The organism is Shewanella sp. FJAT-52076, assembly GCF_019457455.1.
GTDB lineage: Bacteria > Pseudomonadota > Gammaproteobacteria > Enterobacterales > Shewanellaceae > Shewanella > Shewanella zhangzhouensis.
Genome location: NZ_CP080415.1, coordinates 1,163,802 through 1,176,143, shown reverse-complemented (window position 1 = coordinate 1,176,143; position 12,342 = coordinate 1,163,802). Strand labels below are relative to the sequence as shown.

The window sequence follows — 12,342 nt, the reverse complement described above, 5'->3', positions numbered from 1 at the left end:
TCATACTTATCATTAACTTGCAAAAATTCTGGCCTTGTCGTTTTTAGCTCGTTTCTTTCTCTATTCGCTCCGACGGCTCCTTTTTCGGAGTTATACTGCGGCCCATTGGCAGCAAAGGTGATGCTATTGGGGCATCGCTTGAATCCATTCCCGAGGTATCGAGTGAAGTCTGTACTGACCCGGTTTTTCTCCCACCAGAGCAGGAGCTCCCAGCGTGCCCACAGCTTTGGTGCAGGCTTAAGTAGCAGTGGCGCAGGCTCGATTAGTGCCGCCTTGATGGCCGTAACAATGTTGGTGCTGCCGATTGCATCTCAGGCGATGGCCAAAATGCCAGACCTTAGGCAGGCAGAAATGGGCTCTGATGCCGACACAGACTTTCATGATGGCCCGTACGTCATCAATGATGCGCACCAAAAGCAGGCCCATTGGATTTGTCACCGCCGACTGATAACGACAGAGGCTGGCACCAGGCTGCAGCGCCCCGAACATTGCGGCGCCCTGCCCCAGCCCACCCTGTTTGGCCCCTATGCAATCGATGAGGATCAGGTCAACGGCGTGAAAACCCTGGTTGCCCTCAGTGATGTCCATGGCCAGTATCAGGTGCTGATAAACCTGCTTCGCGCCCACAGGGTCATCGATGAAAACAACCGCTGGGCGCTGGGGGATGGCCATCTGGTGATGACAGGAGACATGTTTGACCGCGGGCCTGAGGTCAACGAGGTGCTCTGGTTGATGTACGAGCTCGACCGGGCAGCTCGCGCCGCCGGTGGCATGGTGCACCTCTTGATGGGCAACCACGAGCAAATGGTGCTTCAGGGCGACCTGCGCTACGTCAACGATCGCTACCGTGTCAGCAGCGCCCTTATCGGTCGCTCCTACGATGCCCTCTACGACAGGGATACCGAAATCGGCCAGTGGCTCAGAAGTAAAAACACCCTGGTAAAAATAAACGATATGCTGTTTATGCACGGCGGCATCAGCCCCGAGTGGCTGGAGCGTGGTCTTTCCATCGGCCAGGCCAACGATCTGTACCGCAAACATATCGACGATGAAAAAGCCGCTCTGAAGACAGACCCGTTACTGAACTTCCTGTTTTATAAGGGTGGGCCTACCTGGTATCGGGGTTACTTCAAGTCGGAGCTGGATGAATCGCAAATCGATGCCCTGCTTAAACACTTTGGTGTCAAGCACATAGTGGTTGGCCATACCTCACAAACCCGGGTCCTGGGTCTTTATGACAACCGCATCATCGCCATCGATTCTTCCATCAAACTGGGTAACGCCGGGGAATTGCTCTGGGTGGAGGGGGATACGCTGCTTCGGGGTAAGTACGATGGCAGCAAATCACCGCTTATCAGTGACTAATCCAACTATTCCAATCTGTTTCTCAGACGCAGCCAGAGGCAGGAGAAACGCGGCGTACTATACTCAAAAGCAACGCCGCCTTTCCCGCCGCTGGAACCCGCTTTATGTCGCCGAAGCGCTTAACCTTGCTGATATTTCTGCTACTGCCGCTCTGGGTTACAGCGCAGGAGCCCAAAACCCTGACACTGGTGGCTACCGACCTTCCCCCTTTCTATGCTGAGTCACTGGACCATTACGGACCCGTAGCGGTTCTGGTGCAAGAGGCACTGCAGCGCCGGGGCTATCAGGTAGAGCTTAAGTTCTATCCCTTTATTCGCGCCACAGCCCTCATCAAAGCCGGCAAAGCCGACGCCATTATCGGACTCTGGTATAGGGCCGAACGGGAAAGCTGGGCCTATTATTCGCGGCCTCTGCAGGGAACGGAAATTGCCTTTTTGGCCAGGAAGCAGGACCAGATTGGGTATCATAAGTTGTCAGAACTCCAGGGCAAACGGATTGGAATAAGCCGGGGCTATGCCAACCCGGCGGCTATTGCCAGCAGCAAATTACATACAGAAGAGGCCGACTCGGATGAAACGAATCTGCGTAAGCTGCTGGTAGGCAGGGTGGATTTAATCGTAATAAGCCGCAATGTAGCTCAGTATCTTATCGCCCACGGCCCGGCGGAATATCAGGGGCAATTTGAGTTTGTGGGTGAACCTCTGGCAAAGGAGGTATTTCATCTTGGGGTGTCGAAAACGCGGGAGGGAAACCTTCAACTCCTTGACGATTTCAATCAGGCCATTGTGGGTATGGAAGAAGACGGCAGCATGACGGCCATCCTCTCCCCTTTGAGTATAACGCTAAACTAAGCCCAGTGCAGCAATGCGCCTGGGCAACCAGCACCAAAGTGCTGAAGCCCAGTGCTTAGCGTGCCATTGCCTCATCCAGTGTCCGGGCCTTCTGGGCTGCAAAATCACGGTCCTGGGGCACACACTCGTGAACTTCACCGGCGTAAACCCGGATACCTTTGGCTCTCATGGCAGAGTTGGCCAGTCGCTGCCCCACAAGCTCAGCCATGTTGCGCGCGGTATCGGCCGCGTACCAACTGAAGTCGTATACCCCATCACCCACGTTGGTGCTGATAAAGCACTTGAACGACTCGCGTTCGGCGTGCTCCGGAGCTTCTGTCGCGGCCGATGCCGTGGAAGATAAACTCAACGCCAATAAAAAGGCGACAACAGGGATGTCAGTTTGCATAGTAATAAATCTTCCTGGTATTCATGCCACCGCCGATGCATTTCTCGTCCCCCGGCGGACAGCCATCACAGTGTTCGTTGTTATCTTCACAGCGGGTTTTCACCATCAATTCAGGCGCCTTGCCTATACCAATCAAGTACATGGCTTTACTGCTTGGCACCACAAGCTGCGGCGTATCAGGCACACTTTCGCCCATTTCCAGATAGGTTTGATTGTAAGATCGGGTCCCCTTATGCAAATCAAAGCCATAGAGATAGCCCTTACCAGGGATGAGGCATTGATTGGTACCCGGCGCACCGGCACTTCCAGGCACGTAGGAGGTAAAGAACACCCTTCCCCTGATAATGGAGCCCGCCGACAGGCTTTTTTCACCTTTTCGGGTGAAGTTGTAATACCAGCCACGCAGCTTTCCAAAACGCACTTCTTCCTCTTTGGTGGTTGGTGGTGCGCTGGTGACATCATATAGATCCGCCAGGGTCAGAGCCGATGGAGGCAGCCTGTCCTTGTTGCTGCCATCGAAGGACCTTATTCCAATATTGCGGTCCTGCAGGGTGAAAAACATGTCTTCGCGCTGATCATCCTGAGGGGCCGGGCGAATACCGCTGCCCACCACCACAGCATCATAGGGAATGGTTTGGACAGTGGTGACTGTGGTGCTGCGACCTTTCTCGTGGCTGGTGAATTCCAGGGTATTGTTCAGTGCGGTTTGGGCCACCACAGGTGCGGCAAAAAATCGCCTGTCGGAGCCTGTCGTCATGCCACCAAGGGAGGCGAACTTAAAGGCAGACCAACGCCTGTTGGCATCTTTGGGGGTGGTCCCAGGCATATCCATCCGCCACACATTACCGCCGGTATCTGTGGCGTAGATACGGTCTGTGAGGCCATCGTTATTGGCATCGAGCACGGCCACTTCGTTGGGGATACTGTCTTTGATGCTCGGCATCACCGTCATGTTACCGGCGTTATTGGGGCCAAAGCTGTGCACCAGAGCGCCCGTGGCTGCATCAACAATAAACACTGCCGTACCCAAATTATCCGGCGTACCCACGCCTGGGATATCTTTATTTGACGGGCTGTAGCCACCACCAAAAATCAGTACAGGGCTTGATTCCCTGCCTGGGATAAAAGTCACCACAGGTTTGGACCAGCTTTGGCCGAGCAAATCCATCCCCGGGCTGTTGCCATCAATGCGCCACATAAAACGTGGCGTGTCTGGGTTGGTGATATCCAGGGCGTAGTAGGCATCGCCGCCACGGCGAAGCCCGAAAAACAGCCAGGCTTTTTGAATGCCGGAAGCGCCGCTTTTCACCCAGGCGACGGGTGAGCCATCAATGCCGTACACAGAGTGGCGCCCCGACGGCAGATTTTCCCGCAGTGCGGCCTGCTTTGGCAGCATTTCCCAAGGCAGATAGGCCCAGGATTCAGACACACTTGCACCTTCATCCTTAAACATGTGCAGCACACCTTGGTTGGTACCCACTATCACCCGAATGTCCGGTGAACCCTCGCTGCCGAAGTTAATGGCAAGGGGTTTGGAGTGCAGGGGGTCGCCCATGATATCGGCGCGCATCTCAGTGAGATTGCCATTGTCATTGTCGTCATCCACATCCACACCACGGGCCCAGTCAATCAGGTTCGCCACCTCAGCCTCATCAACCCCGAGCAAGGCAGCAAGGGCGACATTTCCACCGGCCTTGGTGCTGGCGGCACTCAATGTAAGTGGTTTAAGCCCGCCGACATCCGACAACAGATTGCGGTCCTTGGCCTGCATTCGCTGCAGCATACCGGCAGCGCCGCCACGGCGCACATCGTTGCCATCACCGGCACTGCAATCAGCGCTGCTGCTCCAATGGGAACAGGCGGTCTTGGCGATGTTGCCATCACCATCAATGACCTTGGCTTTGTTGGCATCGATGATGTCGCCACCGTCAGTGACCTTGAATTTTTTCAGGTTTCCGCTCCAACGGGGACCGCGGTTTGGCAAAAACATCGAGTAGTAGACGGAATCGAAGGTCTGGATACGGTTGAAGTTGTTGCTGGCAACGGCCGGGGCCGTAAAGCTGGCATTCTTCTCCAGGATGTTTTTAAACACCTGCATCAACGACTTTTGCAAGTCATCCACATTGGTAGCGTCATAATACTTGCCACCACCCTTCTCCGCGGTATGACGCAACAGGCCAGCCGCGGAAGCGGCTCCCTGACTGAAACCAATGGTGTAAGTAGACACACTCTGCTTCCCAGTCATATTAGGGTTAACATCATTGGTGTTCATCCATGAGGAAAGCGAGCTTAAGTAACTGGATGGTGAATCTGTGTACGCATCGACACCACCTGTCAGCCCCAGTACCAGATCGTTGGCATTGGTATCTCGGGTGGGCTCGCCATCGGTGACATACACAACGTATGCGCGATTTTGACAATCTTTAAAAGGCGATTTGTAGTTTTTGCCTTCGATGGCATCCTTGTCGCGATAGGGTTTAAGAGTGGGGTCATCATCACCAAACCAGACTTCACCGCCGGAAAAATAGCGATACGCCTCATAGAGGGTTTCGCACAGCGGCGTCCAGGTCGTCCCGTCAAGCAAATCGACGGCCTCAATCAAATCCTTTTTATAGCTGGCGGTGGCAGGTTTAATACGGGCGATAATACGTCCGCCATCATCATATCCCTCGTAAACGTTACTGTTAAAGATAGCCAAACCAAAATCCACACCGGGTGTGGTTAACAGCACGTTGGTTATTGCTTCTTTGGCAATGTCGATACGGGTACGATTGACCTGCTTTTTCTTGCTGTGATACCAGGTGAGGTAGGTCTTGGTGTACAGAGTAACGACTCTACCTGTACCAAACCCGGTATTTTTCGCCTTGGACATCGCCAGCTCTTTGGTCGCCTCTCTGCTGCCACTGGAGACCCGATAAAAGGGTGAAGGGCTGCCCCGACGCCCCTCACCGTCTACCGGAAGACCATCTTTGGCCACGCTGCCGTTGTCGTAATTTTTATCCTGAATGTCTTCAAAACACTCCACCATGCGAATGCTGGCGCCATCGCTGCGGGGAAATTCCTCCCAGCTGCCGGTTTGACCGCTGTAAACGTAGTGGCGCATAAAACCCGTGAAAACGCCTTGTTCTTTCAGGAATTCAAAAGAGCTGGCACAAGCGTTTCGCTTGTAGGTAAAGAAGCGCTTTTCCGCAGGATTAGCCGGGTTCGGCGGGGTTTCTGCTGCATCAAGACTGTAATAAATCTGCTCACCGTCTGATAAATCTCCGCTTGTATTGGTAAACGACGGATTCACACCATATACGGTGGTGTCCATGCTGCCGGAGTTATCAAAGATGACGAGCACCTGGGGCCGTTCATCGGAGCGATTTGAGGACTCATAAACGTACAAAGACGTGTCATCGGCAGACAGGGGCGCCGACGAGAGGCAAGCCATCACACTGATAAGACCCGTCATTATCTGTCGGGCCGATGGCCGGAGTCGCGCGCAAGCCCTGAGGCCCGCCGCCAAGGTTGATGGTGGAAGTTCGTTACTCATAGTCAATCCAGGATAAAATTATCAAGCCACCCCTGACTGCGCAGAGGTCTGATGTCAGCATTCAAACGGGAGGCTGTAATTATTTTTGAAAGACTGTACCAACCCGCGATGTGGCCTCACTATTTTTGACCACAAATGCAATACCTAACAGAGTGTCCTACATAAGTTTTATCAGGTAAAATTTTTAATATTGAAATTTATTAAATAAATATAAAACAAAAACTTAAATAAATTAAAAAATACTTTTATCGAACAACATCCAAAATACAATCCAAACCAACTAAAGTGCACTTTTCAGTACGGCAGACTGCAAAATCTTCATGACCATCCTGTCTGTTGCTTTGCCATCACATAACGTACAATAGCCCGCAAAACAGGGAGTTCCATCAGAGGGAAGCAAATGAACCGGCCGTGTCTAAGTTCAGTCATTTTTGTCGTCTTTTTGCTGTTATCCACCATAGCCAGTAGCAACGAAACCAGCATCAGACTCGCCGCCGAAGACAGCTGGCCTCCTTTTGCCGATGCCGCCGGGGAAGGGTTATCTCACCGCCTGATAGCCAAAGCGTTTGCCCTCGAAGGTATCGAGGTTGACACCCTGGTGGTACCGTACAATCGGGGCTTGATCCTGACCGAACAAGGCAAGGTGAATGCGGTGTTTAACGTTGCGATGCAACAGAACACCCGCGAGCGTTTTCTGTTCGGTGAAGAGCCCCTGTTTGTTGCCACAGCATCTTTCTATCAGCTAAGCCGCAAAGCGCCCGTGGCAGCAGACAAATGGTCGCTGCCCGAAGACACCCGTGTGGGTATAGTCAGGGGCTATGAATATGGCGATGAGTTCGATAGCCTGCCCAACATGGTGCTGAAAATCGTCGATAATCAATATCAGCTGATTAATCTGCTGCTGACCGACAAGGTCGATGCCGTAGTAATGTATGACAGAGTCGCAGCCCAGTTTCTCGATACCATGGGGGTTAACAGCGAGGTTCGTGCCGTGATTGCCAATCACAGCAGCGAGCTGTTCGTGGCATTTGATAAAAATAATCCGAACTCCCCGGCTCTGGCTGGCGCACTGGATAAAGGCCTCAAACAACTGAAGGCCAGCGGCGAATACCACAGCCTGATTCCCGGTGTCACATCCGCCCCGCAGGGTTTAAGAAAAACCGCCGGCGGGGTAAACTGAGCCGGATTTTCATACTGCGAGTCCTTCATGTCACAACCAGATTTCAGCCACGCCAAATGTCACAGTTATCCGGTGCAGATTTTTTACGAAGACACCGACTTCTCCGGCGTGGTCTATCATGCCAATTTCATCAAATACTTTGAGCGGGCCCGAGAACAGGTCATAGGCGCAAATGAACTTCGCCGACTGTGGCTCGAGCAGGGATTGGGGTTTGCCGTGTATCGCTGCGACATGGTGTGCAACGAAGGCGTGGAATTCGCCGACATCGTTGAGGTCAGAAGCCGGGTATTGATAGAAAGTAAGTACCGCACCCTGTGGCAACAGGAAATCTGGCGCGAAGGAAGTGCCCGCCCGGCTGTCAGCGGCTATATCGAAATGGTGTGCCTGAATCAGCAGCGCCAGCTCACGCCCATGCCGGCAAAGCTGATGACTGCCTTACTGGAAGCTTAATCAGGCGCGTCTGGCGATGCCCAGACGCCGCAGATCCATTTCCAACTCCAACGCCCGCATCGGTCTGGCGAAATACTGCCCCTGAATATTATCGGCCCCCATGGCGGCCAACATCTTGCGCAGGGCGTCCGACTCCACCCCTTCTACAGTGACCTCAAAACCAAGACGCTTGGCCAGCTGGATACTGGTGGTCATGATATTGCGGGCGCGTTCCTGTTCCATGATCCCATCGAGGAACGCCCGGTCGATTTTCACCTCATCGGCAGGCAAGTCTTTGAGGTAGGCCAATGATGAGTGACCTGTACCAAAGTCATCGATAGCAACTTTTACGCCCATGCCCCTCAGCTTGACGATATTGTCTGTGGCGCGGGCCAAATTGGACATCAGGGTACTTTCAGTGATTTCCAGCGCCAGCACCTCGCCGGGCAGATTGTAACGGGCCAGTGCGGCCTCCACCATCGATGGCAAATTGCCTTCCTGCATATCCTCCACCGACAGATTCACCGCCACCCGTATATGTATGCCTTCGGCGCGCCAGCGCACCTGCTGCATCAGCACTTGCTCCAGCGCCCAGGCACTGACCAAATCTATCATTCCCGCATATTCCGCCAGCGGAATAAACTCTGCGGGAGAAATCAGTCCCAGCTCAGGGTGCTCCCAACGGATAAGCGCCTCAACCTGCTCACAGCCTCCATGGTGCAGCGATTCTTTGGGCTGGTATACCAGATACAGTTGATTGTGCGCCAACGCCTTGGGCAAGTTATTGATAATAAATAGCTCACGGCGCTGACTGATATCATCATCCTGTTGATAAGCCGCCAACATATCTTTGTCGCTGCGGGCGCGTTTCAGTGCCAAATCGGCGCGCCTGAGCATTTGGCTGACATCGGCATGGTGCTCAGCCAGTTGTACATACCCCATTTGTAGTCTGACCGAGACAGGGGTGTCCTGAATGCTGAAAGGCTGCTGCAACAGTTGCTTGATTTCAAGCAGCCCCTTGGCATCCAAACAGGTATCGAAATACAGCAAAAACTCGTCACCATTCATGCGCGCCATTTGACGGGGCTTTTTCGGCATCAAACGTAAACGGTCGGCGAATAATTGCAGCAGGGTATCGCCAAAGGCGAATCCGAAGAGGTCATTAACGTAGCGGAAACGATAGAGATCAATTAATACCAGGGTGCCGGATGTGAGCGGCATGGAGTGGGTAATGGCCCGTTTGAAACCAACCCGATTGGGCAAGCCGGTAAGCTTGTCCTTGGTGGTATGCAAAGGAGCATGCAGCAATACATGCTGAATGGCCTGAACCAGGGCTGAAAAAGACTCGGGGATATCGGTCAGCATCAGAGGCTGGCGCTGCTCTCCTTTACTGAGCAACTCCTGGGTAAGACTATGAAGAAACAGCTCTGAACGGCGTGACTGACGATACCAAAGCCAAACCAGCAAGCAGAGGCAGGCAGCCAGGAAGGCAATCAGATAAACCATGGGGTAGACCTTAACACTGAGCCTCCTTAGCGCGAGAAAAGAACGGGTCCTGTTCCATGGCAGGGTTGCCCCTGCCCCGGACCTTGATTACTCGTAACTTTCCTTGATGGAGTGATAGCTGTCAAGAAACGCGTCGCTGCCCAAATCTTCCGGACTTACCGGCAAGCCACGTTTAACGAACACATCCAGACGCTGTTCAAGCTCATTGCCCGCCCTGAGTTCACCCGTGTAGAAGGCTGCCGCACGGATAAAGTCGAGATAACTGACATGATCGCCCAGATAAGGCAAGTCCGCCCAGCGTTCGACCACTTCCATCACTTCAGGCGCAAAGTCCCAACTTTTAAGCACAGCACGGCCGATGGGGCCCTGCATCTTGCGCACCAGTGAGCGCAGGTGCTCTATGGTGGTAAACATCTCAGGATGGGCTTCCGCCTCGGTCAGCACCGGCAGGGCACCAATATTGTGCACCAACCCGGCCAGCGTCAGGGTATCGTAATTCAGACCACTGCCCGGATGCTTTTTGTTGTAAATCTGCAGCAGCGAACAGGCAGCAGCAGTTACATCGATGGAGGTGCGCCACACTTCATCCATCACTTCCCACACCATTTCATTGGTGGAGATAAACAATTGCTCCATGGCAACGGAAGTGGCAATGGCTTTGATTTGAGTCAGACCGATGCGGGTAACGGCTGAATTGATGTTTTCTGCCGGTACACCACGGCTGTAAAGGGCGCTGTTGGCCACTTTAATGATACGGGCAGATATGGCAGCATCCTGGCCAATAATTTCTGCAACCTGTTTAAGACTGGAATCGGGCCTTCCCACCACTTCCTGAACTCTCATGGCGACTTCAGGCAGGGTTGGCAAAATCAGGGCATCGTCCTTCAGCTTTTTCAGCAATCCGACCAAAAGCTGGTGCTCGTTCGACATCTTGGCTCCCATCAAAAGGTTATTCTATTTATTGGTGCAGTATACCAGCCCAAACTAACAGGCGAAGTGCAAAATAACATCATACGACGACAAACCCGCAACATTTTAGTCTAACCCACCCGGAATATCCGACCTATGCACTCAGATTTGCACTGAGGGGCTATGATTGAGTAAAATGCCGCCCCCGCGAGTCGCGTCCACTTTTATACTTTCTTCGGGAATGAATATGTTTAAACCTGAGCTTCTGTCGCCGGCAGGCACACTGAAAAACATGCGCTACGCCTTTGCCTATGGCGCAGATGCCGTGTATGCGGGTCAGCCCAGATACAGTCTGCGCGTACGCAATAACGACTTTAAACTGGAAAACCTGAAGACAGGTATCGAAGAAGCCCACAGCCTTGGCAAAAAACTGTACGTGGTGAGCAACATTGCTCCCCACAACGCCAAGCTGAAAACTTACCTGGATGACATGGCCCCCGTGGTTGCCATGAAGCCGGACGCCCTGATTATGTCAGACCCGGGTCTGATCATGATGGTACGCGAAGCCTTCCCTGATCAGGTAGTGCACCTGTCGGTACAGGCCAACGCCATCAACTGGGCATCGGTTAAGTTCTGGCAGTCTGTTGGCATCAAGCGGGTGATTCTGTCCCGCGAATTGTCGCTGGATGAAATCGAAGAAATCCGTCAGCGCTGCCCGGACATCGAGCTCGAAGTGTTCGTACACGGCGCCCTGTGCATGGCCTACTCAGGCCGCTGCCTGCTGTCTGGCTATATCAACAAGCGTGACCCCAACCAGGGCACCTGCACCAACGCCTGCCGCTGGAAGTATGACGCCCACGAAGCCACCGAGAACGAAGCCGGTGACGTGGTTGCCATCCACACCCCGGAGAGCGCCGTACAGCTGGAAACTCCAACCCTGGGCAATGGTCCTGCCACCGACAAAATTTTCCTGCTGCAGGAAGAAAACCGTCCCGGTGAATACATGCCCGCCTTTGAAGATGAGCACGGCACCTACATCATGAACTCCAAAGATCTGCGTGCCATCCAGCACGTGGAGCGCCTGGCCAAAATCGGCGTGGATTCATTGAAAATTGAAGGCCGTACCAAGTCCTTCTACTACGTGGCCCGTACCGCTCAGCTGTACCGTCAGGCCATTGAAGATGCCGTGGCCGGCCGTGGTTTCGACCCTCACCTGATGACCCGTCTCGAAGGTCTGGCCCACCGCGGTTACACCGAAGGCTTCCTGCGCCGTCACGTGCACGACGAGTACCAGAACTACGACTATGGCTACTCCATCAGCGACAGCCAGCAGTTTGTGGGTGAATTTACCGGTAAGCGCAACGAAGCGGGCCTCGCCGAAATCGATGTGAAAAACAAATTCATCGTGGGAGACAGCGTTGAGCTGATGACACCCCAGGGCAACATCAACCTGACCGTAGACACTCTCTACAACCGTAAGGGCGAGGCTGTTGAGGCCGGTCTGGGTTCAGGCCACATGGTGTACCTGCCGGTGCCGGCCGAAGTGGATGTGAACATGGGCGTACTGCTGCGCAATCTGCCAAACGGCAACAACACCCGTAACCCACACGGCGAAGCAGAAGTGATCCCCACCAAGGTGGAATAATCCCCGCCATGCAATAAAAAAGGCTGCGAGTTTCGCAGCTTTTTTATTGCACCAATCTCAATGGATAGATGAACTGGCAGCTCCCACAACCACCCCGGCGCTTTCATGGGAGCAGTAAAATGCGGCGTGCTGAAGCTGCCAATAGAGCAGTTAGAGTTCAAAGCGCTGTTTCAGCGACTGCAACAGGGTTGCCGACCCACAAAGGCGCCATTCGAGCCAGTTGTCCCATTCCAGTTTCAGGGTATCACCGGCTCTTACCAGCTCGTAGCTGTCATAATCGATGCCTTTATCAAAGGCAAAGGGGCTGTATTGGGCCTTTACACGCCACCCCTCGGCCTTGAGGCTTTCAATGACCTGGTTTCCCTTATCTGTCGCTACCCATTCGAGCATCATGGCATTTCTCCTTTGCCTGCCAGCAAATCTGCTGCATCCAGAACACGTTCAGACTCACCCGGTTTGACTGCGTCCCCTTTCACTGGGCCTCAGGTAATAACCTTGGTCAGTACCTGTATAAAAAAGTAGCACAGCTCCATG

The 12,342-nt window shown here is 53.5% G+C and carries 10 protein-coding genes; 5 read left to right on the top strand and 5 right to left on the bottom strand.

From position 1 onward, the window contains the following. The first annotated feature begins 327 nt into the window (after nt 1-327). Complete coding sequence (locus K0H79_RS05135) at nt 328-1,365, top strand: metallophosphoesterase (protein WP_220078095.1); 1,038 nt, start codon at nt 328-330, stop codon at nt 1,363-1,365. A gap of 104 nt (nt 1,366-1,469) precedes the next feature. Beyond that, nucleotides 1,470-2,216, top strand: coding sequence for an ABC transporter substrate-binding protein (locus tag K0H79_RS05130; RefSeq protein WP_220077538.1), 747 nt, complete (start codon nt 1,470-1,472; stop codon nt 2,214-2,216). Nucleotides 2,217-2,271: 55 nt separating this feature from the next. Here K0H79_RS05130 and K0H79_RS05125 read toward each other — a convergent pair whose 3' ends face one another. Continuing rightward, nucleotides 2,272-2,604, bottom strand: coding sequence for a TapY2 family type IVa secretion system protein (locus tag K0H79_RS05125; protein WP_220067066.1), 333 nt, complete (start codon nt 2,602-2,604; stop codon nt 2,272-2,274). Further along, nucleotides 2,594-6,139, bottom strand: coding sequence for a pilus assembly protein (locus K0H79_RS05120; RefSeq protein ID WP_258405477.1), 3,546 nt, complete (start codon nt 6,137-6,139; stop codon nt 2,594-2,596). The genes K0H79_RS05125 and K0H79_RS05120 overlap by 11 nt, the downstream gene beginning before the upstream one ends. Nucleotides 6,140-6,539: 400 nt before the next feature. On the opposite strand from K0H79_RS05120, the gene K0H79_RS05115 reads away from it, so the two are divergent. Together K0H79_RS05115 and K0H79_RS05110 are read left to right on the top strand one after the other, a co-directional pair. Beyond that, nucleotides 6,540-7,319 (top strand): ABC transporter substrate-binding protein, encoded by a 780-nt coding sequence (locus K0H79_RS05115; RefSeq protein ID WP_220077537.1) that lies wholly within the window; start codon nt 6,540-6,542, stop codon nt 7,317-7,319. A 27-nt stretch (nt 7,320-7,346) separates the two neighbouring features. Next, nucleotides 7,347-7,769 (top strand): thioesterase family protein, encoded by a 423-nt coding sequence (locus tag K0H79_RS05110; protein ID WP_220077536.1) that lies wholly within the window; start codon nt 7,347-7,349, stop codon nt 7,767-7,769. Here K0H79_RS05110 and K0H79_RS05105 read toward each other — a convergent pair whose 3' ends face one another. Then, a complete protein-coding gene (locus K0H79_RS05105; protein ID WP_220077535.1) occupies nt 7,770-9,254 on the bottom strand; it encodes a bifunctional diguanylate cyclase/phosphodiesterase in 1,485 nt (494 codons plus the stop codon). It abuts the gene before it with no gap. A gap of 87 nt (nt 9,255-9,341) precedes the next feature. Next, nucleotides 9,342-10,184 carry an HDOD domain-containing protein gene (locus K0H79_RS05100; RefSeq protein WP_220067062.1) on the bottom strand — a complete coding sequence of 281 codons (843 nt, stop codon included), beginning with the start codon at nt 10,182-10,184 and terminating at the stop codon, nt 9,342-9,344. 226 nt (nt 10,185-10,410) lie between these two features. Between K0H79_RS05100 and yegQ the strand changes: the two genes are divergently transcribed. After that, complete coding sequence (gene yegQ / locus K0H79_RS05095; RefSeq protein WP_220067061.1) at nt 10,411-11,808, top strand: tRNA 5-hydroxyuridine modification protein YegQ; 1,398 nt, start codon at nt 10,411-10,413, stop codon at nt 11,806-11,808. Between the two features lie 150 nt (nt 11,809-11,958). On the opposite strand, the gene K0H79_RS05090 is transcribed toward yegQ, so the two are convergent. Then, nucleotides 11,959-12,201 (bottom strand): hypothetical protein, encoded by a 243-nt coding sequence (locus K0H79_RS05090; RefSeq protein WP_011759119.1) that lies wholly within the window; start codon nt 12,199-12,201, stop codon nt 11,959-11,961. Nucleotides 12,202-12,342 lie beyond the last annotated feature (141 nt).